22 protein-coding genes are annotated in these 23,791 nt (G+C 51.5%); 2 read left to right on the top strand and 20 right to left on the bottom strand.

The window, feature by feature from the left end; all coding sequences use genetic code 11:
• Positions 1-52: 52 nt before the first annotated feature.
• Positions 53-1,357 carry a betaine reductase selenoprotein B gene (gene grdH / locus BKD12_RS06125; protein ID WP_083262857.1) on the bottom strand — a complete coding sequence of 435 codons (1,305 nt, stop codon included), beginning with the start codon at positions 1,355-1,357 and terminating at the stop codon, positions 53-55.
• Positions 1,358-1,371: 14 nt separating this feature from the next.
• A complete protein-coding gene (locus BKD12_RS06120) occupies positions 1,372-2,697 on the bottom strand; it encodes a glycine/sarcosine/betaine reductase component B subunit (RefSeq protein ID WP_070088434.1) in 1,326 nt (441 codons plus the stop codon).
• Positions 2,698-2,977: 280 nt separating this feature from the next.
• Here BKD12_RS06120 and BKD12_RS06115 point away from each other — a divergent pair, with 280 nt between their 5' ends.
• Entirely contained in the window at positions 2,978-3,649 is a 672-nt protein-coding gene (locus tag BKD12_RS06115) for a TetR/AcrR family transcriptional regulator (RefSeq protein ID WP_083262856.1), read from the top strand.
• 56 nt (positions 3,650-3,705) lie between these two features.
• Here the strand turns inward: BKD12_RS06115 and BKD12_RS06110 are convergent, their stop codons facing one another.
• The 18 genes from BKD12_RS06110 to BKD12_RS06025 form a co-directional block, all read right to left on the bottom strand.
• Positions 3,706-4,323, bottom strand: a complete 618-nt coding sequence (locus BKD12_RS06110; RefSeq protein WP_070088433.1) for an ABC transporter ATP-binding protein — start codon at positions 4,321-4,323, stop codon at positions 3,706-3,708.
• Positions 4,320-5,135, bottom strand: a complete 816-nt coding sequence (locus tag BKD12_RS06105) for an ATP-binding cassette domain-containing protein (RefSeq protein WP_070088432.1) — start codon at positions 5,133-5,135, stop codon at positions 4,320-4,322. Before BKD12_RS06105 ends, BKD12_RS06110 begins: the two co-directional genes overlap by 4 nt.
• A gap of 11 nt (positions 5,136-5,146) precedes the next feature.
• Complete coding sequence (locus BKD12_RS06100; RefSeq protein WP_070088431.1) at positions 5,147-5,974, bottom strand: ABC transporter permease; 828 nt, start codon at positions 5,972-5,974, stop codon at positions 5,147-5,149.
• Entirely contained in the window at positions 5,971-6,963 is a 993-nt protein-coding gene (locus BKD12_RS06095) for an ABC transporter permease (RefSeq protein ID WP_070088430.1), read from the bottom strand. The genes BKD12_RS06100 and BKD12_RS06095 overlap by 4 nt, the downstream gene beginning before the upstream one ends.
• 16 nt (positions 6,964-6,979) lie before the next feature.
• Positions 6,980-8,572, bottom strand: a complete 1,593-nt coding sequence (locus BKD12_RS06090) for an ABC transporter substrate-binding protein (protein ID WP_242872729.1) — start codon at positions 8,570-8,572, stop codon at positions 6,980-6,982.
• Between the two features lie 36 nt (positions 8,573-8,608).
• Complete coding sequence (gene larC / locus BKD12_RS06085; RefSeq protein WP_070088428.1) at positions 8,609-9,970, bottom strand: nickel pincer cofactor biosynthesis protein LarC; 1,362 nt, start codon at positions 9,968-9,970, stop codon at positions 8,609-8,611.
• A 3-nt stretch (positions 9,971-9,973) separates the two neighbouring features.
• Entirely contained in the window at positions 9,974-10,738 is a 765-nt protein-coding gene (larB, locus tag BKD12_RS06080) for a nickel pincer cofactor biosynthesis protein LarB (RefSeq protein WP_070088427.1), read from the bottom strand.
• A 36-nt stretch (positions 10,739-10,774) separates the two neighbouring features.
• Positions 10,775-11,530, bottom strand: coding sequence for an ATP-dependent sacrificial sulfur transferase LarE (gene larE / locus BKD12_RS06075; protein ID WP_070088426.1), 756 nt, complete (start codon positions 11,528-11,530; stop codon positions 10,775-10,777).
• Positions 11,531-11,748: 218 nt separating this feature from the next.
• A complete protein-coding gene (gene mutY, locus BKD12_RS06070) occupies positions 11,749-13,503 on the bottom strand; it encodes an A/G-specific adenine glycosylase (protein WP_070088425.1) in 1,755 nt (584 codons plus the stop codon).
• Entirely contained in the window at positions 13,504-13,953 is a 450-nt protein-coding gene (gene mobB / locus BKD12_RS06065; RefSeq protein ID WP_070088424.1) for a molybdopterin-guanine dinucleotide biosynthesis protein B, read from the bottom strand.
• Positions 13,923-15,683 (bottom strand): molybdopterin-binding protein, encoded by a 1,761-nt coding sequence (locus tag BKD12_RS06060; RefSeq protein WP_083262855.1) that lies wholly within the window; start codon positions 15,681-15,683, stop codon positions 13,923-13,925. Before BKD12_RS06060 ends, mobB begins: the two co-directional genes overlap by 31 nt.
• A gap of 2 nt (positions 15,684-15,685) precedes the next feature.
• Positions 15,686-16,117 carry a 4Fe-4S dicluster domain-containing protein gene (locus BKD12_RS06055; protein WP_070088423.1) on the bottom strand — a complete coding sequence of 144 codons (432 nt, stop codon included), beginning with the start codon at positions 16,115-16,117 and terminating at the stop codon, positions 15,686-15,688.
• Complete coding sequence (locus BKD12_RS06050) at positions 16,114-18,174, bottom strand: molybdopterin-containing oxidoreductase family protein (RefSeq protein ID WP_070088422.1); 2,061 nt, start codon at positions 18,172-18,174, stop codon at positions 16,114-16,116. The genes BKD12_RS06055 and BKD12_RS06050 overlap by 4 nt, the downstream gene beginning before the upstream one ends.
• A gap of 32 nt (positions 18,175-18,206) precedes the next feature.
• Entirely contained in the window at positions 18,207-19,877 is a 1,671-nt protein-coding gene (locus BKD12_RS06045) for a DUF4091 domain-containing protein (protein ID WP_070088421.1), read from the bottom strand.
• A 101-nt stretch (positions 19,878-19,978) separates the two neighbouring features.
• On the bottom strand, positions 19,979-20,812 hold the full coding sequence (locus BKD12_RS06040) for an acyltransferase domain-containing protein (RefSeq protein ID WP_070088420.1): 834 nt from the start codon (positions 20,810-20,812) through the stop codon (positions 19,979-19,981).
• A gap of 8 nt (positions 20,813-20,820) precedes the next feature.
• Complete coding sequence (locus BKD12_RS06035) at positions 20,821-21,141, bottom strand: carbohydrate ABC transporter permease (protein ID WP_270644027.1); 321 nt, start codon at positions 21,139-21,141, stop codon at positions 20,821-20,823.
• Positions 21,141-22,196 carry a uroporphyrinogen decarboxylase family protein gene (locus tag BKD12_RS06030; protein ID WP_070088419.1) on the bottom strand — a complete coding sequence of 352 codons (1,056 nt, stop codon included), beginning with the start codon at positions 22,194-22,196 and terminating at the stop codon, positions 21,141-21,143. The genes BKD12_RS06035 and BKD12_RS06030 overlap by 1 nt, the downstream gene beginning before the upstream one ends.
• A gap of 6 nt (positions 22,197-22,202) precedes the next feature.
• Positions 22,203-23,063 (bottom strand): RpnC/YadD family protein, encoded by an 861-nt coding sequence (locus BKD12_RS06025; RefSeq protein ID WP_070088418.1) that lies wholly within the window; start codon positions 23,061-23,063, stop codon positions 22,203-22,205.
• Between the two features lie 324 nt (positions 23,064-23,387).
• Between BKD12_RS06025 and BKD12_RS06020 the strand changes: the two genes are divergently transcribed.
• The gene (locus BKD12_RS06020; RefSeq protein WP_070088417.1) at positions 23,388-23,765 is read left to right on the top strand and encodes a Rid family detoxifying hydrolase; all 378 of its coding nucleotides are present in this window, start codon (positions 23,388-23,390) and stop codon (positions 23,763-23,765) included.
• Positions 23,766-23,791: the final 26 nt, after the last annotated feature.

The raw sequence follows: 23,791 nt of genomic DNA, 5'->3' as shown, positions 1-23,791 counted from the left end.
ACTCTCTCCTTTCCAGTCCGGCAAGGGGCGGCGTTTCCCGCCCCTTCCCTCCTTATACACGGAATACCGTCTGCTCTGTAATGTCCGTAGCAAGGCTCTCAAGAGCCACTTTTGTCCTGTGATAACGAAGCTTCCACTGTTCTTCCTTCGGTGTGCCCGGGTCTCCCAGCGGATATGGGATAGAGATGGTCGGAACAATCCTGTTGGATCCAACAGTCTTTGCTACCGGGATCAGATTACACATCTGAACGATCGGGAAACCAGCCCTTTCGATTTCTTTTACCATCGTTGCACCGCAACGAGTACAGGTACCTCAGGTGGAGACCATGATCACGGCGTCCACATTGTCTTCTTTGAGATACGGAACCATTTCTCTTGCCATTCTCTGGGCCTCTGCCTCCGTAGTTCCTGTTCCTACCGTGGAGTAGAAATAAGGATGCAGGCTTCCGTAAAATCCTTCCTTTTCCAGCACCTTTAAGGCATCAATCGGAGTGATAACGTTTGGATCCGCATCAGCTGCCGCCGGGTCAAATCCTGCATGGATCGTCTTATACTCTCCGCCCTTCAGCGCATCTACATTGGAAATGTCATAACGTCCCCAGCGCGTTGCAGACGCAGACTGGATATGGTCCGGATTGTCTACCGGAACGATACCGCCTGTAGTCACCAGTGCGATCCTTGCTTTCTTCAGATCCTTCACTGCCGGAGCGATCGGTACCCTGTCGATCTTCGGGATCGGCAGCTCTGTCTGGAAAGGCTCTCCATTCAATTTTTTCACCAGCATATCGATCATACGCTCAGATGCCGGCTTTCCATCGGCAAGCCAGGTCTGACGGCGGATACCTCTTGCAAAATATCCTTCCTCATCCGCGCTTCCCACCGGTTCGCCATTCAGCAGCTTATTCGCCACTTTGACCATTGCGGTAACATCCTTGCGCATTTTTGCGGCAATATTGCCACCCTGCATAATGTACATATCTTTTTTAAACATCTCTACACCCGGATTTTCCACATTCATGGATGTCACCACCGGAATGTTGAATTTTTCTTTCACGGCTTTACAGATGGTTCCGCAGGCCACGCCGTAACGTCCGGCCTGGAACGCAGGTCCTGCAAGGAAGAGATCGATCTCTTTTCCTTCCAGCATACCAAGAATCTCACTTACTGCCGCCTCGGTATTGGTTCCCATATAGTTATCGCCGCAGATAATGGTGTGTGTGATCTCGGCATCCAGATCCTTTGCAAACTGCATTGCCGGCCCTACTTGTCCTTCGTGGATTTCAGGGGCGATTCCTGCCTGCTCCTCACCACCGATCTGACCAAAAAACTGATTGATATATAAAACTGCTTTTTTCATCTTTTCACCTCCGCCTAGAACTCTTTCATCGTCTTCGGAGACCAGCCGCACACCTGGTCACCACAGAACATAGAATTGTTTTCCATAATGATGGAACCGTCTTTTCTCACGGAAGGTCCTAAAATCTCATCATCTGCCCATCCGCCGGAAAGTCCGTCTCTTCCAAGTGCTTCCAGCTCTCCGAGCACGGTCTCCATCGGAGGAAGCTTAATAAGCTCTGATACGTTTCCGCAGGAAACGATAGCGTCACATTTCTCATCCAGTGTTACCAGCGGCTGGGACTGCCCGTCACGTCCGGTACACTCATTGGTTACGCCTACTGTCTTAACACCAGCGTCTTCCAGTGCTACGATGCAGCCTACAAAGTCGGCGTCCGGGTTTCCATAGCCTTCCTCTGCAACGACTGCTCCGTCCGCCCCAAGGCTGGTTGCGATCTGTGCAACAAACTGCGCCGCACGTTCCTTCTGGTCCAGAGCTACATTCAGGTTGGACATGATTACACCCAGGAAGTTGATCGTCTTGCCATGAGCCTCATACAACGCCTTGATGTTCGGACAGTTCTGCATATCATAAGTAGACCATTTGGAGGAAACCGGCATAAAGCTTCCTGATACCAGCGCTCCGTCCAGCACCTCGTTTGGATGCATGAAGGTCGGCACCATGTGGTTGGTATCCCATCCATAAAGCAGGTCGTTGTAGCCCATCTCTTCCATCTGGGACTGCGGCTGCATTACATAAACAACAGAAGGCAGCTTTTCAATTTCCGGATCTCTTCTGATCGCTGCTTCCAATTCATAAACTTCCGTATCTTCCGGTGTCAGCTCTTTTACACATGCACCGATAAACTCTGCCAGCTTATGTCCGGCTCTTCTCAGAGCATCATTTTTCTTCTGCTGCTCATGCTTTTCAAAATCCTCATTGGTGTCTGCCACCAGAACGATATTGTTGAGCTGGCCGAAATATGTATATTTCTGCCCCTCTCCGCTCATGTCGATCACACCGTCCTGGAAACCACCCCAGTGTCTTCCGACAACCAGAACGCTGCAGTTTTTCAGTGCATATACCACGCCTTCGCCTGCCGGCGCCAGATCATCGGTATACCCCGGGAATATTCCCCTTCCATCCGGACGGATCCTGGGTTCGATCGCCTCTTTTACCGGACACATCCGGATCTTATCGCCGGGCTTTGCAATATAAAGCTCTGCTTCTGTGATCCTCTCATCCTGACGGATAAAATCAAGGGCCTCTTCTTTGTTTACGGTGAGCACACCGTCCTTCAAAGACAGTTCGTTCCCGAATACAATGTCTCTGACATAGAAATTGCCAATCTCAAGTTTCATATTTTCCCTCCTTGCCATGTTTAACTATAGATAAAATCTATAGTTAGTTTTCACATAATTCTTTTTGATAAGCGCGCTTTTTCTAACATTTTTACCATAATTATATAGATAAGCGCGCTTATTGTCAATGATATTGATTAATTTTTTAACAAACATTTTTTTCGCTTATATATTCTGTCTATATCCGTTTTGTCACTTGTAAAAGCACTGCAAAAATGATATAATTTATAGGCTTAGCCTCTTTACGGGCAGCCCTACATTTTTAGGAAATTTGTGAAAAATGAAGGAATCAAAAGGTATGTCAATGAATCAAAAAGAAGAATTAAGAACACAGAACATGATCCGCTTCATCGAAGCGGCCCGGGAACTGATCGACCAGGAGGGACTTGAGTCTCTCTCTATACGGAAGATCGCCGAAAAAGCCGGGTTTCACAACTCGACGATCTATCTTTACTTTAGGGATATGGATCATCTGGTCATGCTGGCCACGCTCAAACACTTCACCGACTATAGCAGATCTCTTGCAAGACTTTCCAGACAGAATCTCCCACCCTTGGATAACTTTTTTGCGATATGGTCCTTCTTCGGACACACGGTTTTCCGAAGTCCCCATATTTTCTACAACTTTTTCTTCGGAAAACACAGTGACAATCTGACAGACATCATGGAAGAATATTATGCGATCTTTCCGGAGGAAAAAGAGGAATACTCTGCACTGATCGGCATCATGTATTACGGCAAAAATATTACCGAGAGATGCTACCGCCTGCTGGAATCCCTGCTGGACTGCGAAGGCCTTCGCATCGGCAGAGACAATCTGGAGATGGTCAATGAGATTATTGTCAGCTTTCTGAAATTTTTGCTGGAAGAAAAATGCCAGGATCCTGAATCAGATCCCGGCATTATGAATCATCGTTTACTGGAAATGATCAAATATGTGACAGGCGCCTGATATACCAGGCCCTGTCACATATTTTTTACCAAAACACTATCTCCAATGATGGCATCCTAGCTTCCTCCTTCCAGTGATTCCACTCTTGTACACACTCTCTCAAGCAGCGCCTCATCATGGCTGACTATCAAAATCCCCAGCTTTCTCCTGTCTGTCTCCCTCAGCAAAAGCTCAAAGATTCTGGCCTGATTCCAAAGATCCAGCATTGCCGATATCTCATCACACAAGAGGTACCGCACCTCTTTCCCAAGGGCACGTGCCAGACAGAATCTCTGAAGTTCTCCTCCTGACAGCTCCGACGGAAATCGTTCCAGCCACTCTTCCCGTATCCCGAAGCTTTCCATCCGCTCTGCCAGATCCGGCTCTTCTACCTCTTTCATAGTTTCTTTCAGCCTTAAAAGCGGATCGACCGCCAGCTCCGGATGCTGCCAGATCATCTGCACCGGACAGATCCCCTTGTATTCCCCAAGAGGCCTCCCGTCCAGAAGGACCTCCCCTTCTTTTGGCTTTTCATATCCCGCCAGCAGACGGCATAGCGTTGTTTTCCCTCTGCCGCTCGGCGCCTTTAATCCGACCCGCTCTCCCGGGTGAATCTCTAAGTTTACCTCTTTCAGCACAGGCTTCCTTTTTCTTCCCCGGTAGTAAAATGTCACATTTTTTGCCTCTAAACTCATGCGTCTCCTCCAACGTCTCCTGGTCCTTCTATCTCTGCCGCCTTAAAGTCATGCTCCGGCATCGCTGTCCACAACGCCTTTGTAAAGGGAGCCTTCAGCCGGCGGATATCCTGAAAATCTTCCGGCGATGCCTTTTCGATCGTCTCCCCATTATAGAACACTGTCACCTGGTCGGCAATGGTAAGCGCAAGCCTTAAATCATGAGTAATCAGAAGCACTGCCGCCCCTTCATCCGCAAGCTCCCGGAAATGTCCAAGGATTCTTACAGCCGTTCGTTCGTCCAGCCCCGGCGTTGGCTCGTCGGCAATCACAAGCCTTGGCTTTTCCGCTACTGCCGAGGCGATCAGTACCCTCCTGGCCATGCCCCCGGACAGTTCAAAGGGATACAATTCTTCCGTCTCCGGCCCCAGTCCATAACGCGCAAGCGCCTCCCGGTACCGCGTCTTTGTCTGCGCATCCTTCTTTCCCTTAAAGAGCTGCGGCCCCACCTTCATAAGCGGGTCTAGCCATGACACGCCCTGGGGAATCAGTGCGATTTCTCGTCCCCGAAGCTCTTCCGCCCGTTTTTTATCAAGCGTACGTCCGTCATAAAGGATCTCTCCCTTCATCTGACTGTTATAGGGCAGGATTCCAAGGATCCCGTGAGCCAGCAGGCTCTTTCCCGATCCACTCTCGCCTACCACGGCCGCCACCTGCCCCGGAAGGATCTCCAGCGACAGATTCCGGATCGTCTGAATCTTACGCTGCTTCGTCCCTTTCTCATATTGTTTAAAAGAAATGGATAAATTCCTGATCTTAAGAATCGGTTCCATATGGTTCCCTCCTACTCATGTACGCTGGCCGGATCCAAAAGTTTCCTTACGCGCTCTCCCAGCATGGCAAACAAAAGGACTACCAGCACCAGGCTAAGCCCCGGGAACAGGGCAAGCCACCATTTTCCCGTAGTCAGGTACTGCATGCTTTCCGACAGGATCACGCCGATAGCCGGCTGCTCCGAGGACAGCCCGAACCCTAAGAAGGTGACACTGGCCTCATGCAGGATCGCATGGGGAAACAAAAGGATCGTCCCTGTTAAGAACTGCGGCAGAAGATGGGGAAACATATGCACGGCCGAAATCCTCATCTTTGACACTCCCAGCTTCTCTGCCACAAGGATATAGGGAGCCTGGCGAAGCTGCAGCACCTCTCCCCTTATAACTCTCGCAAGCGACGGCCAGTGGGTCAGTGCCACTCCGGCCACCACCCCTGTAAAGCCCCGGCCGCAGGCAATGGAAATCAGCATGACCAGAAGGATATGCGGAATTCCCATGACCAGATCGATACACCAGGAGATGGAGGCGTCAGCCTTCCTGCCAAGGACCGCCGCTCCGATACCGATAAGAAGCGCCGCTGCCCCGCTGATAGCGGCGGTCAGAAGTCCGATCCGGATACTTAAGGAAAGCCCGGCAAGAGTCCGAAAAAGCATATCTCTCCCCATCCAGTCGGTACCAAAAATGTGGACAGCGGAAGGCGCCTGGTTCCGGCTCAAAAAATCCGTCTCCATCGCCGCTTCCGTAAACAGGATGCCGCACACCGTCACAGCCGCAAGCACGACCGTCACCACTGCGGCAAGGATCTTTGCTTTCTGTCTTTGATTGATCTGCTTCCTCATGACTTTGCCGCCCCCCTTCGTATCCTGGGGTCTACGGCTCCATAGAGAAGATCTGCGACCAGATTGCCTCCAAATACAATAGCTGCCGTGATCACCGTGATCCCCAGGAGAAGCGGAAGATCACTTCCAAGCCCTGCCGTCACAGCCGCCTGACCAAGTCCCGGATAGGAGAAGACCTGTTCTACCAGAACAGAACCGCCAATGATCTCACTGATGGATGCAAACTGCAGCGTAATCGCCGGAAGCATCACATTCCGAAGCCCGTGGCGCAGGACGATCCCCCGGGCATCCTCCCCTCTGGCTCTTGCAAAAAGCACATAATCGGATTCCATCACGTCTGCCATCTTTTCCCTGGTGTGGAGTGCGATATTGGCCACTCCGGTAATGCTTAAGGTCAGGGCCGGGAGCACCGCATGATAAAGCCGGTCGAAGACCGTGACCGCCGACGATTCCATTCCCACCGGCACAGACATTCCGATAGGGAACCAGCCAAGCCAGACAGAAAAAATCAGAAGAAGCAGGATCGCCAGCCAGAACGCCGGCGTACTGGAGATCACCACGCAGTATCCCCGGATCAGCCGGTCCGGGAGTCTCCCGCGGAACGCCCCGGCCACGACTCCCAGGAAGAGGCCCAAGATCCCGGAAAGAATCCATGCAGACAGAAGCAGGATGAGCGAACTGGAAAGCCGTTCTCCCACCACCTCCAGCACCGGTCTGCGGTATAGAAGGGATGTGCCGAAATCTCCCTTCAGCACATCGCCAAGCCATCCTGCGTATCTTGTAAGGGGCGGCGTATCCACACCCCAGTATGCCAAAAGGGCTTCCACCTGCTCCTGACTCATAGAGCCAAGAGCCACCTGCCCCACATTGGTCTGAAGAGGATCTAAAGGCGACGCCGACATCAAAAGAAAGGTCACAAAGCTTACCCCTAAAAGAAGCAGTGCTATCCGTATCAACTTTTTCCCTGCAAATCCAAGACGATGCTTCACACCTTGCTCCTTTCTCCTACTCTTCCCATTCCCACTGGTCTACATTATTGACGATGGACCAGCCATGGCCGTGGGGATGGATTTTTTGTTCCGCCACCGTAAGGCCGTCTCTTACCCAGTAGAGGTGGTCGATATTGACCAGCCACACCCAGGGGATATCCCCCTCCTGGGTCACACCGGTGGTTCCGTCCCACTGTGCCTGCTGCCACAGAGTATAGGCCTCTTCCAGGTCGCTTTCCGCCAGCGCCTGATCCATGTATGTGTCCACAGTTTCATTGGCATAGGGCGAGTACTGGGCCAGGTCCTTCCCGTCCACCGTATTTCCTTCAATCGTATGATAAATATTATAAAGCTCCATGGGCGTATGGGCTCCCCATCCCCACAAAAGAGGTTCTGACAAAGCCCTGTCGTAAGCCGTATCCCAGCCCACGCCCTCGATCGTACAGATAATCCCCAGTTCTTCCATCTGATCCGCAAAATCTGCCGCCAATGCCTGCCGTACGGAATCGCCATTGGAATACAAAAGATTCATCTTGGCCTGGGCGCCGTCTTTTTCCCGGACACCGTCCTCTCCCAGAACCCATCCAGCCTCATCAAGAAGGGCTGCCGCCCCCTCCGGATCGTATGTCACTTCCGACGCCTCGTTGTACCAGGGAAGCTGGTCACATACGCTATAGGCCGGACTTCCATACCCATTCAGCACATGGTCGATCATTTCCTGTCTGTCCACACCGATATTAATAGCCCGGCGCACCAGAACGTCAGAGGTAAAATCATTTCCCACCGCCCGTCCTTCCGAGTCTGTGGTTTCAGAAATTGCCGGAAGATTAAGCCCCCGGTTATCCACACTTTCATAAGCAGCCAGTGTATATCCTTCCACTTCTTCCTCTGAGTAAGTTGCCGATGTATAGGCCAGGTCCACTTGTCCGGACTGGGCGGCCAGAAATGCTGCATCCTCTTCCATAAACAGGATCGTCACCTGCTTCATCTTTGGCGCTTCCCCATAGTAATCCGGGTTTGCCTCCAGGATCACCTGCTGCCCTTTGTCCCACTGTTTTAATATATAACGGCCGGAACCGACAGGCTCTGTCCCGTAAGTCGCACTGTCATAGGCGTGTTCCGGCAGGATCCCCACCTCAGCCATGGTATAGGGCCAGATGGAAAACGGCCTCGTCATATGAAAGATCACTGTTGTATCATCTGCCGCCTCTGCGTGGTCCAGCATGGTAAAATCGTTGACCGAACTGGTCTCCTTTACCGTATTATAAGTAAACGCCACATCCTCCGCCGTCAGTGGCTCTCCATCTGTAAATTTCACATCGTTCCGGATCGTCACCTGCCAGGTCAGTCCGTCTTCACTGACACTGTACCCTGTAGCCAGGTCATAGCCAATGGTCAGGTCTGTATTGGTTACCGTCAGCGTACTCTGGATCAGTGGTTCGTGGACATGCTCTCCGGCTCCCCATCCATAGGCCGGGTCAAACCCGGCTTCCGGCTCCGAGCCGGGATCCAGGGCGATCACAACCGAATCCCCGTCTCCGCTTCCGCCGGAACGTTCCGCACTTTCTCCCCCGCATCCCAGGAGCAGTGATACCACAAGAGCCGCCATGCACAGCAGGGAGATCACTCGTCTTCTCTGCCCCATTTATGCTTCCTCCTGTCCGTCAGCTCTCTCAATTTTCTGCGCCGCCGCTTCCCAGACCTTTCCATAAGGCACCGCAGCCTCTCTCGCACACCGTGCCACATCCTCATATTCCGGTTTCGCATGGGTCACTCCATATCCAGCAGCCGTTTTCACCCGGATATTGCCCCACTTTGTCTGCACCGTTTCCATCCCCGGAGTCAGAAAATACTTTTCACACCGGCGTACCCTAAGGCCATTGGTAGTCGTCTCTGCCAGGATGTGACGGGCAAACGTCTCTTCTTTATCCGTCTCGCAAAGCACCGTCAGTACATGGCCCGCTCTCCCCTTTTTCATGGTCCCGGCCACGGTATAGACATCAAGGGCCCCAAACTCCAGAAGTCTTTCACAGGCAAAGGAAAGAGCTTCCGGCGTCATATCATCAATGTTGCATACAAGCTCCGTGATCTCTCCGTTTCCGCTCTTATTCTTTTCTTCAATATCCACGGTCTCTCCCAGGAAAACACGCACGCAGTTAGCCTGGTCAAATTCTTTGGTGCCAATACCGATTCCTACGCCTTCACTCTTCATCATCGGCATAGGTCCGAAGGTATCCGCAAAATGAGCAAGCAGCGCCGCCCCGGTAGGTGTACACAGCTCTCCCTTTACCTCTCCGCCATAGCTTGGGACTCCCTGCAGAAGATATGCCGTGGCCGGCGCCGGCACTGGCATCACACCATGCGCGCAGCGCACCGTTCCGCTTCCCACATGTACCGGAGAGACAATGATCCGCTGGGCTTTCAGAAGATACATGGCGTAGCAGACACCTGTCACATCCGCCACCGCATCCAGGGCTCCCACCTCGTGGAAGTGCACATCTCCCAGCGGGCAGCCATGCGCATGCGCTTCCGCCTGGGCGATGGCATCATATACTGCCTTGGCATGGCACTTCACCTCATCCGGCAGATTTAAGCCATCGATCAGCGCACCGATATGCCCCGGCGTGGCATGGTGATGCCCGTGGCCGTGCGCATGTGTGTGTGCATGCGTATGGTCATGTATGTGAGCATGCTCATGGCTGTGCTCGTGGTCATGTTCACGGCTGTGCTCGTGGTCATGCCCATGCCCGTGACCGTGCTCATGCTCATGGCTATGTCCGCAACCCGCCGACGGTTCCGTTTCTTCTTCTCCGTACACGGTAACCTTCATATGGGTTCCGGCAATCCCGCAGGTCTTTCCCCGTTCCGCCTTAAGGTTTACCCCTGGAAGTCCCAGACTGTTCATTTTCTCAAGAAATCCTTTTTGGTCTTCCAACAGTTCATAGAGCGCAGACATAAGCATGTCTCCGGCCGCTCCCATATTGCACTCGATATATAATGTTCTCATCTCTTACTCCTCCTTGATCCCTTCCATTTGGTTGATCCTGCTGGCCAGATATCCCGCGCCGAATCCATTGTCAATGTTGACCACACTGCATCCGGAAGCGCAGGAATTCAGCATCGATAAAAGGGCCGATAATCCGCCGAAGCTTGCCCCATATCCCACGCTGGTGGGTACCGCTATCACCGGACAGTCCACAAGGCCTCCCACCACGGAGGCCAGGGCCCCTTCCATTCCGGCAACTGCGATCACACACCGGGCCTGCATCAGCGGATCTAGATTCGACAACAGTCTGTGGAGCCCTGCCACTCCCACGTCATAGAGCCTGGTCACCCGGTTTCCCATGGCCTCTGCCGTCAGAGCCGCCTCTTCTGCCACAGCCATATCACTGGTCCCTCCGGTAGCCACCACGATATGTCCCCGTTTTTTCCGCTCCTCGGGAAATGCAATTCCAAGTCTGGGAATAGCGTGATAATCGATCGGGATCGTCTCTTTTAAGTAATCTGCCGCCTCCTGACCGATCCGGGTCACCAGGATATTCCTGCACCCTCTTTCTCCCATCGTGCATACAATCCCCCGGATCTGCTCCGGTGTTTTTCCTGCGCCGTAGATCACCTCTGCCGCTCCCTGGCGGACACTGCGGTGAAAATCAATCTTGGCATAATCAAGATCCTCAAAAGGCGCTTCTTTTAAGTCCAGCATCGCATCCTCCGGCGACACCTTTCCTCCCGCTACCTTTCGCAAAAGTTCCAGGATGTCCTGTTTATTATCCATACACGTCTCTCCTTTTCAAACCTGCTATCTTAATTCCTATCTTGACGCCTGCCGGGCTGTAAGATCCAGCAGCACCTCGGAAAACAAAGGCTTCAATGCCTCTAACACCTTTTCCCGTTCCAGGAGCAGCAATGCCATCTGCTGTTCCGTCACCTGGATCCTGGCCGCTTCTCCATACAAGCGCACCCGGAAATCCAAAAAGCCAAGTCCCGCAAGGGCTTCTTCTGCTCTTTCCACTTTTTTCAGATCCTCCATGCAGATCCTGGTGCCTGTAGGGATCCGGGTCGCAAGGCAGGCATATGCCGGCTTATCCCAGGTAAACAGCCCCGCCTCTTTGGAGCTTTTTCTCACCTCATCTTTTGTCATGCCACATTCCCGCAGGGGCGAACGTACCCTTAACTCCTCTAACGCCCGCATCCCCGGCCTGTCCCCGGCATCATCCGAAGCGTTTGTACCATCCAGAAGAAAGGAAAATCCGTCCTGCTTTGCTGCTTCTCTAAGCCTGGTAAACAGCGCTTTCTTGCAGTAATAGCAGCGCTCCTGCCCGTTATCCGCCGCTTCCGGAACCTCCAGGATCTCTACCGGAAGCTCGGTCATCGGTACGTCCAGCTCTCCCGCAAGTCTCCTGGCGTCCTGAAGTTCAAAAGCCGGCTGAAAAGCTGTCTTCACATAATATGCCCGGACTTCACAGCCGTATTTTTTTGCGGCCCACAAAAGGAACGCCGAATCGGTTCCTCCGGAAAATGCCACCGCCGCCTTCCTGTTCTCCCGGAAAAATTGTTCTAATGTCATCTGTTTCTCCTTTTACCATCTCTTTTTTTACAATACAAAAGGAAGATATCTGTCTTCTTCTGAAAACGGATATCTTCCTGATATCTCCTGCAAATTCTTCTGATTCACTAAATGTCACATCAAAAAATATTACCTCAACCCCATACAGCTTCAGCTGCTTTCCCGGCTTCCTGCCGGAATTTTACGTTCCTGATTTTACCATAAAAGTCAGGCCTTCGTCAAGATTCCATCCCCGGCTTTTCGATCCCTGCATGTTTGACATAGACCTCAAACGCGGACGGAATGGAATATTTTTTACCGATCTCTTCCGGCAAGGCAAACAGGAATCCTTTCTCATTCGTCTTTTCCAGCTCATCCACGATAACTTCATATCCGGTCATGTGCCACTCGATATGGCTGAAGATATGTTTTGCCTTTTCAAGCGGCCGGATACGAATGGGCGCAAGACCGATTTCTTTGCTGTAAGCAGTCACCTCATCCATGGACAGATGTCCCGAAAGATTCGGGAATTCATAAAGCCCCGCCAGAAGCCCCTTTCCAGGACGCTTCCGGACGGCAAGCTTCTGCCCGTCTTTAAAGATGAGCACCGTACGGTTTTCTATTTTTCTTGGCTTTGCCTTGCTCCGCACCGGAATCTCTCCTGTCAGCCCCTGCTCTCTGGCTTTGCACAGATGAGAAAGAGGACATTCCCCGCAATGGGGTTCTCCGTTTGGCACACAGACAAGGGCTCCAAGTTCTATCAGCCCCTGGTCAAAATCGCTGGCCTCTCCCTCCGGGATCACATGCTCCAGCGCCTCCTCGATCTTCTTCCTGACGGACTGCTTCATGATATCCTCCCGGCTTCCGGTGAGCCTGGATATGACACGCAGCACATTGCCGTCCACCGCCGGCTTCGGGATCCCATAGGCAAAAGCGCTGATGGCTCCCGCCGTATAACTTCCGATTCCTTTTAACGCACGGATCTCCTCATAGGTCTCCGGAAATTTTCCGTTATGATCGATCATTACCTGCTGTGCAGCTTTTTGCATGTTCCGGACCCGGTTATAGTATCCAAGGCCTTCCCAGAGCTTTAAAAGAACGTCTTCTTCTGCTTTTGCCAGATCCCTGACCGTGGGAAGTCTTTTCAGAAACCTCTCATAATAAGGCTTCACCGCCTCAACTCTGGTCTGCTGCAGCATGATCTCCGACACCCACACCCGGTAGGCGTCCGGGGACTGCCTCCAGGGAAGCTCTCTTTTATTTTCCCGGTACCACCGGGTCAATGGCTCTGCCATCTCATACAGCAGCGGATCTTCCAGCACCACCGGCACCGGATCTTTGATATGGACCTCGTCTTCTGACACCTGGCAGTCATAGGCCAGGATCTTGACCCCCTTTTCCGATGCGCGCAGCAGAGCCTTGGCAAATTCCGGATGGGTGTCCCGGTTCGGCGTAAAGAAACGGACGTCCTTCATCTGGATCACAAAGAACACGTATGTCTGCCATCCCTCCTGCACCGCTCCGGCCAGCTCTTCTACATGCTTCACCGCCCGGTCGCTTGGTGCGTCCGGGAAACGTACCCGGCCGTCCTCTTCCAGGGTCACACCCTTGACCTCGATCAGGATTTTCTGCCCGTCTGCTTCCACATACAGATCAAACCGTGAATTCCCATGGGTATACTCCGGCTGGATCTTCGTCACATTCCGGAAGAGATTTCCTTCCTCGATCCATTCTTTCACCAGCTGGTTGGGCGCCTGGGAATCCATGTTGATCATCCGTTCTCCCTTTTTTACCGCGATCAGATCCCACTTCGTCTTCCGCTCCGGATTTCCCGCCCGCTCCACATATACACAGGCCCCCGGCTGTAAAAGCTCCCGGCACCTGCCGGTGTTCTTCACATGCACCGTTTCCTCTTTTCCCTGGATCTCTATCTTGGCAATAAACCGATTGGGCCGGGAACGAAAGATTCCCGGCTCGATATTTTCGTACTTCATCTATTTGTCTCCCTTATCACAGGGCCTTCTTTTTTCTTCCAGCAGTCTTAAGATTTCTTCTGCGATCTTTGCCGCATCTGCCTCTTTTTCCGGATAGCCGCAGACATACTTAGGATAGCTGCTGTGTTTCAGCCCTTCTACCAGTATAATGTCTGCTTCGGGAAAATGCAAAAACAATTCTTGCTCTGTGATCCCTTCGCACTCCTTCGTCACCAGAAAACGATGATCCGAAAAGACTGCTGTCCCATAGGCCCCCGCCTTCCTGTGACGGAAGCTGTCGGTTCCCGGCACATCCGGTTCAAAGTCATGGCCGTCATGCTTGACCGTAGCCACAAGACACCCTCTCCCCGCAAGGAGCGGGATCAGTTTTGTGACAAGCGTGGTCTTCCCGCTGTTCTTCTCTCCGCAGATACAGTAAATCAAAGGTTGTTTGCAAGCATCCTGACCCATATTGTCTCTCCCTTCCTTACGCCTTCTTTCCGGCCCTTTATCTCCGCCAGACAGTTACATTCGCCAAGAGAAGCGAGCACACCGGATGCATGCTGCTCCGGAAATGATATCCGCCCGTCTTCCCACCGGGCACGGACAATACGTGGGCTCTCACAAGGTCTTACAAAATCACTGACCAGGACTCCCTTTCGATACTCCGGTGCATAAAAGCTGCTGCCTGTCATCTTTTCCAGAACCGGCCGCACCAGAAGTTCCAGATGCACCATGGCACCAAAGGGATTGCCGGACAGAGCGATCACCGGAACATTTCCATACATGCCTGCCATGGTAGGCGCTCCCGGCTTCACCTGTACGCCGTGAAAAAGCTTTCGGATCCCCAGCGCCTCAAACACCTCCGGCATCAGATCCTTCTCCCCTACAGACACGCCTCCTGTGGTAAGGATCAGATCCACCTTCTCTCTCATTTCACGGATCCATCCGGCGATCGCTTCCGTATCATCTGCCCGCCGGACGCTTCTTTCCACTTCCACGCCTAATTCCGAAAGTCTTGCTCCAAGGAGATAACCGTTAGAATTATAAATCCCGCCGGGCTTTAATGGCTCTCCTGGCTCCTGCAGCTCATCGCCGGTGGCAAGGACGGCCGCCCGGACTCTTCTTTTTACCGGAACCTCCTCATATCCTGCGGCCGCCGCCATGCCGACCGCCGCAAAATCCATCCGTTTTCCTCCCCGCAGCAGGACGGTCCCTTTGCAGAAATCCTCGCCTTTAGGACAGTAATTCTGCCAGGGCTTTAATTCCTCGCAGATCTCTACCATCCCATCTGCAAGAGGCTTTGTATGCTCCTGACGGATCACCGTATCCGCTCCTTCCGGGATAGGCGCGCCCGTCATGAGCCTCACCGCCTCTCCTTCTCCCACGCGGTGCTTCGCCATTTGTCCGGCGTAGATCTTTTCCGTGACGCTAAGGCGCACCGGCCGCTTCCAGGACGCGCCCCTGCTGTCACAGGAACGGATCGCATACCCGTCAAGAGGAGAACGGGGAAACGGCGGCTGATCCTCCTTTGCCGCAAGATCCTCTGAAAGGATCCTGCCCGTCGCTTCCTTGAGGCTGACCATTTCTGTTTCCGAGATCTCTTCTGCGGCATTCTTCAAAAGCTCCGCCGCCTCTTTTGCCGGAATCCATGCAAGCTTCCGATATTCCTCGATCCTGTTTATATTTCTAAGCTCCTCTTTTCCCGGTCCTTTCACCGTCACATAGTCCTCCTTCTCCCACAGACTCTTAAGCCTATAATCTCCCGATTCCAGATGCCGTTCCATCCGGGGCAGCATACTTTTGGTATAGACGCCCGGCAGGGGCAGAAATTCTCCTTCAAACAACACCGGCTTCCCGGTCTCTTCGTAGGCGCTCTTAAGCTTTTCTATGGATGCCTCCGACAGGAAGATCATGTCACAGGGCGCCACCAGAACCGCATCCTCTCTGCACCGCCTAAGCACAGAGGCAATCCCGCCCATAGGACCGGCGCCCGGGACCTCATCTTCCACCAGGATCATCCCCTCTTCCTGATATCTGCCTCTGTCTTCCACAGACAGATAGATCCGGGGGAAATTCCTGAAATTCCCCCGGATCCGATCTAAGAATGTCTCCCCCTGGTACTTAAGGTAAACCTTCTTCTCTCCACCCATCCGCAGGTTTTTTCCGCCCGCCAGGATACAGCCTGCGATTTCTCTCATCTCTAACGCTCCTCCATCCGGATCGCACCGGTACAGCAGACGCTTTTACAGGCCGGCTTTCTTCCCTCTTTTATGCGGCTGATGCATCCGTCACACTTTTCTGCCTTTCCGTCTTCGTCAAAGCGGATCACCTGCATGGGACAGACACTCTCACAGGCCCGGCATCCCGTACACTTTTCTTTATCTGCCAGCACCAGCCCATAAGTTTCCTCCCGGTACAGAGCACCGGATGGACAGACATTTATACACTTCCCGCAGTGGATACAGCCTGGGCACACATTTTTCTGAAAGCCGGCTGCCAGATCCGTCACTTTCTCCACACGGCGGAAACTCCCGGCGTCCGCTTCTTCCGGCCCGTGATGCTCTGCGATACAGGCCACATAGCATGCAAAGCATCCGGTACATGTATTTCGATCAAACCTTACTTTCATCATACTCTCTCCATCCTGCAGAAATAACTCTTGAATCCCGGGAAACCGGAAATCGGATCCAGATAGTCTTTCCCGATCAGTTCATTAGCGTCTCCATGGGGGCTGCCGTGATAGATATAAACCACTCCCGGTTTCCCGCCCACATGGTAGGCTGCTGCACCGGTCATTTCTCCTGCCGGCGACACCACCCGGACCTTTGCTCCGTCTTCAATCCCATACTTCTTTCCATCCTCCGGGTGGATCTCCACCATCGGTTCTGCCTCAATCCCGGCAAGCCAGGGCATCCGGTAAACCCGGGAATGGAAAAACTGTGGCTTCCTGCTTCCTGTATTCAGGATCAACGGATACTGCTTCTGATCGACTCCCGCTATCTCCCGAAAGTCCTGGTACACCGGAAGACCGGAGTATCCATGGGTGTCTTTATACCGCTCCAATACCAGGGAGCGGATCTCCACCTTTCCGGACGGGGTATGAAACGGCTCTCTTTCATAGGTTTTTACCGCCGGCGGATACAGATTTTTCCCTTTCATTCCCTCCGGGTGCGCCTTTAATTCTTCCAGAGTAAGCCCGGACGGCTCCAGGATATACTGCATATATGCGTCGTAGCCTTTTGCGAGGACTTCGTCCTCAAGCCCCATCCGCTTCATCACTTCCATGATGATCTCGATATCGTTTTTCGCTTCTCCCAAAGGCTCCACAACCCGATTGGAGAAGAAAAAACGTCCGCCAGGCTTCGTCTGTACTTCCTCTCTCTCGTAGGACGTGCAGGCTGGCAGCACCAGATCCGCCACTGTCGATGCATCCGACCAGAACATGTCTGTATTGACATAGAAATCAAGCTTCTTTAACGCTTCCAGAAGATGTCCGGGCTTTGGCCACATCCGGTGGTTCATTCCCGCAGAAAATACAGCCTTGATCGGATACGGATCTTCCTCCAGGATATAATCCGCCAGTCTGGTACACTGGGCCTCCTGGCACGGAAGATCAAACCAGGCCGGAAAGTCCTTCTGCCCGATAGCTTCCTTTCCGTCATAACGCTTCACTTTTCCAAATTCATTTGCCGGAGAAAAAGGTCCCGGCTGGGTCCGGTTGCCGCCTTCGACGTCATAATTTCCCGTCAGGGCGATCAGGGAAAAGACTGCCCGGTAGTTCTGCACGCCGCTTATATGATGTACGATCGGCGATGCCGAGAACATCAGGGATGCAGGACCGTTTCCTGCATAAAGTCTTGCCGCCCTGCGGATCTTATCAGCCGGAACGCCGGTGATCTTTTCGGCTTTTTCCGGAGGAAATTTCTGTACATACTCCCGGTATTCCTCGAAACCAAATACATAGTTTTCTACAAAGTCATGGTCATAAAGATCCTCCTCGATGATCACCTGCGCCATGGACAGCGCCAGTGCTCCGTCGGTTCCCGGAATCAGCTGGAGATGCAGGTCCGCATCATGGGCTGTGACCGTATGCCTGGGATCCACGTCGATGATCTTGACACCTCGCTTTTTCAGCGCCTGATAGCTTCCGCTGGTAGTCGTTTTCGAGTGATAGAGATTGGAACTCCAGATCAGAAGCGTCTTTGTATTATTAAGATCCGGTCCGCAGATCCTGTTTCCGTAAATGGACTTCCACGCCAGCGCCGCCGCCTGGAAACAGGTGCTGGACTCGGTACAGAAATTCGGCGACCCATACAGATTGGCAAACCGGAGCATGGCCGGGCGGAACCACTTGGGATATCCCACGTAGAATACTGTCGCTTCCGGGCCATATTCCCTTCGCACTTTCAGAAGATTTTCTGCAATCATATCGTAGGCCTCATCCCAGGAGATCCGGGCAAACTTGCCCTCCCCCTTCTCTCCGATACGCTTCATGGGATACAGGATCCGCTCCGGGTTGTATTCAAACTGAGCTGCCGCCACACCTTTCGCACACATACCGCCTTCCTGCATCGGCGTATTTTTCGCCCCTTCTACAGAAACCAGCTTCCCGTCCTCTACGTAAGCGTCAATCTCACAGCAGGCCCCGCAGACGGCACAGCTTGTTTTGACAATCTTCGTTTCTCCCATTTTTTCCTCCTTACCGCTTTTGTATCTTCCTCTTACGCCTTCGCTGTAAGCCTTTCAATCTCCCGGTTTATCCGGTTCCGAAGCGTAAGAAGATACATATCTGACTTAGGGAAACGGCGGAAGGTCAACGGTTCTGCCAGATCTCCCTCGATCAGTTCCATGACATGCTCCTTAGATGTCAGGCTTTCCAGAAGCTTACATGCCCTAAGGTCTGTCAGCGCCTCATAATGTACCATCATACGGATTGATTCCTCCGGATGGCCATCCGCTCCAGGATATACAATAAACGGATCCCCTGCCGGGAACGCATTTCCGGCATCTGTCACTTCATAAGGATTGATATGCTCGATGGAAAACTGAGTATTGTAAAAGTTATAACCCCAGTGCAGAATCCCGATAATGTCATATTTATACAGCTGCACGCCGTAAATCCTGTTTCTTAAGGACGGCATGGACATAAACCGGTTGCTCACCTCATAGAACTGCCCGGTACAGTAATAGGTCCACATATCGGTCAGGCCATGCTCCAGGAATTCTTCGATCTCATTGTTCCCCGGGATCGGTTTGTCGATCAGACCGTGCCGGTAGAACTCATAGCTTGAAAGAGCATCAAAGGTATGAAATCCGGAAAGCAGATCTCCCAGAGATTCCTTTGCCGCCCTGTAGCTCTCCAGGTGCTCCTCCCTTGGCTCATCGGAAATATGGAAATAGGTGTGCTCCGCGATCCCCCATTCCTTAAGCTTCTCAATAAGGCTTGGCAGAAAGCTGTGGAGGAAGTTTGTATATTCGCCCACCGCCGGTGTATGCCAGCCGAAGATCTTTTCTTCTTTTCCATCCACCGTTGCCACCACCTTGGGCGCATACTTAGCGCCCCACTGAGAGAACAGATGGGACATCTCAAAATATTCAATCCCGTATTTCCGGCACAGATCGATCCAGCGCTTCAGCCGGTCAAATCCAAAGATATACTGGCCGTCTTTTACTTCTACATCCACAAGCTGGGTCGTGGTCCGCTCCAGCCCCACAGCCGTATCCAGAGGGGAGGTAAACAGCGGCACCAGCATCATATTTCCGCCCCTCTTTACATACTCTGCAAAGAAATTTTCCAGGATCTGCCAGTGTTCCTCCGAGAACACCTCCACATGATAATAATCCGCCAGGCAGTCTGCATGCATCCATTCTGTATGCATGATCTCCTGCTTAGGAAGTGTCACCCCAACGACGTGAAGCTTCATCTTCGCAGAGCAGACAATCTCTCCTTCTTTTAGCAGCTGGATCTCAATCTCATAGTCGCCTGCCGGGATTTCTTCCGTCACTTCCACATCTACCCACAGACTTCTCCACTGATGCGAGCAGACAATGACCTTATGATCCTCCGGGAGATCCCTGAGAAGATCCGGATACATCCCCGGTGTTGTCTTCAGATAGTTATCATCCACGATCACGTTGGTGGCCCGTCCCACCGGCACCTGCTCCACGGTCCGCACCCGTACCCACTTTTCAAGCTCGGATACCACGCGCACCTCAAGCCGCTCCCGCATAAAACAGTCCCCGGTATAGGCAGCCTGGAAGGACACCGTCTCGTCCCACAGGGCGCTTAATACCAGGCATTCCGGCCTGTAGACCGGCGTTTCGGCCTGGAATACCTTCTCCAGGGAACTTAAAAGCTTCATTTCATAATTAATTTCTGTTTGTCTGCGCATCAAAATATCCTCTCCTTTTCATACCACATATTTTACTTTATGCCGCTCATAGTCATTCCTTTGATAAATTGTTTCTGGAACATAACAAAGATGATGATTATCTACATGTATCTATAGACATCATCTATGACACCGACTCCAATTCCCGGATCTTTCCCCTCCAATATGTATGCTTTTGCTTTCTTCTGAAGCGAGGTGTTCTCCGGATATCCGGACTTATCCTCCAGCACTTCCCCGAAGATCCTCTGTTCTGCCTGCGGAAAGGTATAGTGGACTTTCACGATCCGGAACAGTTTTTGAAAACGGATGATATTGCTGGTCTTAGGGAGCAGTTCTTCCAAAGCCGGAGACAGCAGCCAGGAATCGCACATATAAAATTCCGGCCTATCACCCTCTCTGTCTGCAAAAAAGAGCTCTGCCTGACGGAAAGACTCGATACACGCTTCATACTTCAAGGGCCCGTCCTCCGGGATATGCACATTCAGGCCTTTTGTTCCGGCCCTGATCCGAATCCCGTTCCCCTCCAGCGGCTCTTTTACCCGGATGGGCTCAAACTGGAGCCTCCCGAGCCTGAACAGCTTCATCTTTACAGACTGCCCCAGCCACCACAGCTCTTCCAGTCCATAGACTCCATATTTGCGGTAACATTCTCTGCACCAGATCGTAAGGTCATAAAAGGTCTGGTCAAATACCTGGTCCGGGATGCCTTCTTCCTGATATTTATCATATGTCTCCGCCGAAAGGCGCAGGTAAAAGGCAAGCGCCCAGGTATAGCGTTTTTCTTTTCCTTTCCAACGCTCCAGAAAGCTCTTGATATCCTGATAAAAAAGTTCTCTTTCCCGGACATACTCTTCCCGTGAAATCTCCACCTTTACAGCCGCGGTATAAGCCTCCCGCGGCAGCAATATCCGTTTTGCCAGCTCGTCTGTTTTCATAAATCTTCTTATCCTTTCACTCCGCCCATAGTCAGGCCTTCTTTAAACTTGCTCTGCATAAAAATGTAGAACAGGAACGGGGGCAGGAAGTTAATCACAGCACAGGCCATTGTCAGACCTACGTCTGTGTTGTACTGCGTCTTCATTAGACTAAGCGCCAGCGGCAGCGTCTTCATCTCTTCCTTGGTACATGCCACCAACGGCCACAGGAAGTTGTTCCACGCTCCTACAAATGTAAAGATTGCCAGCGCTAAAAGCGACGATCGCACCACCGGCAGCACCACCCGTACAAATGTCTTGAAATTACCACACCCGTCAAACCTATTTATTATATTTTTCTATAACTTCTGACTCCTTCCATGAAACAATCTACCTGCTCCGGTCCTGTGGTCTCTGGAATATCGCACCCCGTCGCAAGCGTGAATCCTTTTTCAGCCCTCTTTCCAGCGTCAATACATGATCTCACCGCTTCTATGATCTCATCCCGGCTTCCATTCATCACAATTTCCACCGGATCTACATTTCCTGCAACAGGCACATATTTCCCTAATTCCTCGGCCGCCTGCCGAAGATTGATGATATTATCCAGACTGACCTCATTAAGCTCGTACTGCGCCAGGTATTTCCAAATGCTGTTTGTCTTTCCGCACATGTGAAGCGAAACCTTCCTGCCTGTCCTCTCCGCCGTATAATCTGTCAGCTCTTTTGTAAATGGAAACACAAATTTCTCGTACATTTTCGGGCCAATCAGAGCAGGATTCGCCACCGGATCCGCCATTGCGATTCCCAAGCCATATTTTGCAGCCATATCGATACAGCTCTTCTGGCTGTCAGTAATAATCCTCAACAAACGCAGCACTTCCTCCGGGTATTTCCGGCAATCCCTCAAGAGTCTCTCCACCCCCCTTAAGTTAGCCGCGATCGTAAACGGCCCGCCGATACTGGCTTCAATCGGCACAATTTCTCCCGCTTTTTCCACCAGAAGCTCTGCGGCTCTTGCAAACGTCCGTATCCGTTCACTTTTAAACGCATCCACCGGCTCCATAACATTTAGCTGTTCAAAACTCTGAAGGAACGGTTCTCCAGCATAGGGCACACCTTTTTCCGGGTATATGAACGTTCCGCCAAGTGCCTCTGTAATCCCTCTGGTATTCGGTCCGGTCACGATGCGGTCATAGCCATATCTGTTAAACACACAAATCTCCGCCTCCGCCATTTTTTCCGGCAAATGCCAAAAATCCCAGATACTGACTCCGGAAAGATAACATTTAAACTCACTCATAAAAGGGACTGCCGGATACCGGTCAAAGTCCCTTCCATCATCAATCGCTTTCTTTCGTTCCCATGGCGTCATTTCATCCGCCGGATGCTTTACTGCTTGCATGAAATATTAATTCCTTTCTTCTATCAACGTACGGACTGTTTCCAGATCTGCCTCCAGAATCTCTGCGATTTCCTCCACAGACAGACCCTTTTTCCTCTTTTTCTCAATCAGTTCCTTAAGAAGCGCATTTCTCCCCTCTTCTATTCCGTCCTCTTTTATCTGGCGCATGTGCCTCTCCGCATCATATTCATATAAACTCACTTTTTTCACCTCCGCCCGGTTTCTCTCCAGGAAATCTGCCAGGATTCCTTCCTGGATACATTCCGTGATTGCCCGTTCTACTGCCTCCGGAAGATTCATTTCTCCTGCATATCGTCGGACTCTTTCCACATATTCTGCATAGTCCCCTAATGTCTTACAAACCTTTAAAAGTTCAGGATTATTCCCTGGATTGATATTCAGCATAACCGCCTCCAATTCCAGTGACGGCTGTCCCTCTCTTACCTGATATGCATCGGACAATCTAAGCACTTCTCGCTCTGCTCTTGGTTTTTCGCCATTATAAAAAATCAGGAACTTTGGCGGCGGCAGTTTTACCACTTTTTCCGAATATAAGTCCTTCTGTCTGGTCATAGATGAATATAAATCTGCCACATACATTAAAAAGCGCAAAGGAAGGTTTGGACTGTAAGTTGACTGATGCTCATACAGGGATAATCTCGAATCTATGACAAAAGATACGTCATTCTTGATTCCCATGTAGATTGCATTGTCCAGGGTATTAATCTCTAATTCTTCTGGATTCTTATAATTTGTACCATTAACCGCATTATACAATTTCAGCGCTTCTGCGGCATCGCTGAACAGCATCACAAAGACACTGGATTTAAAAGTTCTGTTTACAGTCTGTTTGATACCGTTGCTCATATGGAAACCTCCTTTTTGAAATATATACGAGAGATTTCCCTATCCATTCTTTCAGAAATCTCTCTGCTGGTTATGTTGGGATCAAAGCATTGAAATTTCTAAAAGACTTGGAATATAAGACTTGGCAATGCCAAAATAGAAACGCCAGAAATAAAATGCTTTGAAAGTATTATAACACAAGCAGATGGCGAATGCCATCTGCTATATAAATGTATTTTTAAGACGCTCCACTTGTTCGACACACCCGAAAAAAATCCCGTTGTTTTCCTTCCTTCTCCGTGGTACTCTATCCTTAAAAACAGAGTATGAAAGGAAGTATAAACTATGCAAATCATTACCACGGACAAAATCGCAAAGTCAAACGGTCCATATTCTCAAGGCTATACCCACAACGGCTTTTTCTTTACCGCCGGCCAGATTGGTGTGGAACCCTCAGACGGTGAACTGCACGTCCACACCATCGAAGAACAGACTGACCGCGCCTGCCGCAATATCGGCATTATGCTGGAAGCTGCCGGTACCTCCTTCGACAAGGTTATCAAGGCAAACTGCTTCATCGCAGATATGGATGATTTTGACGCCTTCAATCAAGTGTACGCCCGTTACTTTACCTCCAGGCCTGCTCGTACCTGTGTGGCCGTAAAAACACTGCCCAAACATGCCCTTTGCGAAATCGAAGTCATCGCCGCACTGGAAGACTAGATTTCCAAAAATCATAAAAGAAAGGT

The organism is Merdimonas faecis (assembly GCF_001754075.1).
GTDB lineage: Bacteria > Bacillota > Clostridia > Lachnospirales > Lachnospiraceae > Merdimonas > Merdimonas faecis.
This window is presented reverse-complemented; position numbering and strand designations above follow the sequence as displayed.

Bases quoted from the DNA above. Each gene is read 5' to 3' on its own strand.
- larC (WP_070088428.1), bottom strand. From the start codon at position 9,970: ATGAGAACATTATATATCGAGTGCAATATGGGAGCGGCCGGAGACATG.
- BKD12_RS06040 (WP_070088420.1), bottom strand. From the start codon at position 20,812: ATGAAAACAGACGAGCTGGCAAAACGGATATTGCTGCCGCGGGAGGCT.
- mobB (WP_070088424.1), bottom strand. From the start codon at position 13,953: ATGGGTCAGGATGCTTGCAAACAACCTTTGATTTACTGTATCTGCGGA.
- mutY (WP_070088425.1), bottom strand. From the start codon at position 13,503: ATGAAGTACGAAAATATCGAGCCGGGAATCTTTCGTTCCCGGCCCAAT.
- BKD12_RS06120 (WP_070088434.1), bottom strand. From the start codon at position 2,697: ATGAAACTTGAGATTGGCAATTTCTATGTCAGAGACATTGTATTCGGG.
- BKD12_RS06090 (WP_242872729.1), bottom strand. From the start codon at position 8,572: ATGGCGGCTCTTGTGGTATCACTGCTCCTGGGATGCGGGGGAGAAAGT.
- BKD12_RS06025 (WP_070088418.1), bottom strand. From the start codon at position 23,063: ATGAGCAACGGTATCAAACAGACTGTAAACAGAACTTTTAAATCCAGT.
- BKD12_RS06055 (WP_070088423.1), bottom strand. From the start codon at position 16,117: ATGATGAAAGTAAGGTTTGATCGAAATACATGTACCGGATGCTTTGCA.
- BKD12_RS06030 (WP_070088419.1), bottom strand. From the start codon at position 22,196: ATGCAAGCAGTAAAGCATCCGGCGGATGAAATGACGCCATGGGAACGA.
- larE (WP_070088426.1), bottom strand. From the start codon at position 11,530: ATGACATTAGAACAATTTTTCCGGGAGAACAGGAAGGCGGCGGTGGCA.
- BKD12_RS06105 (WP_070088432.1), bottom strand. From the start codon at position 5,135: ATGGAACCGATTCTTAAGATCAGGAATTTATCCATTTCTTTTAAACAA.
- BKD12_RS06115 (WP_083262856.1), top strand. From the start codon at position 2,978: ATGAAGGAATCAAAAGGTATGTCAATGAATCAAAAAGAAGAATTAAGA.
- BKD12_RS06020 (WP_070088417.1), top strand. From the start codon at position 23,388: ATGCAAATCATTACCACGGACAAAATCGCAAAGTCAAACGGTCCATAT.
- BKD12_RS06050 (WP_070088422.1), bottom strand. From the start codon at position 18,174: ATGGGAGAAACGAAGATTGTCAAAACAAGCTGTGCCGTCTGCGGGGCC.
- BKD12_RS06045 (WP_070088421.1), bottom strand. From the start codon at position 19,877: ATGCGCAGACAAACAGAAATTAATTATGAAATGAAGCTTTTAAGTTCC.
- larB (WP_070088427.1), bottom strand. From the start codon at position 10,738: ATGGATAATAAACAGGACATCCTGGAACTTTTGCGAAAGGTAGCGGGA.
- BKD12_RS06110 (WP_070088433.1), bottom strand. From the start codon at position 4,323: ATGAGTTTAGAGGCAAAAAATGTGACATTTTACTACCGGGGAAGAAAA.
- BKD12_RS06060 (WP_083262855.1), bottom strand. From the start codon at position 15,683: ATGAGAGAAATCGCAGGCTGTATCCTGGCGGGCGGAAAAAACCTGCGG.
- BKD12_RS06100 (WP_070088431.1), bottom strand. From the start codon at position 5,974: ATGAGGAAGCAGATCAATCAAAGACAGAAAGCAAAGATCCTTGCCGCA.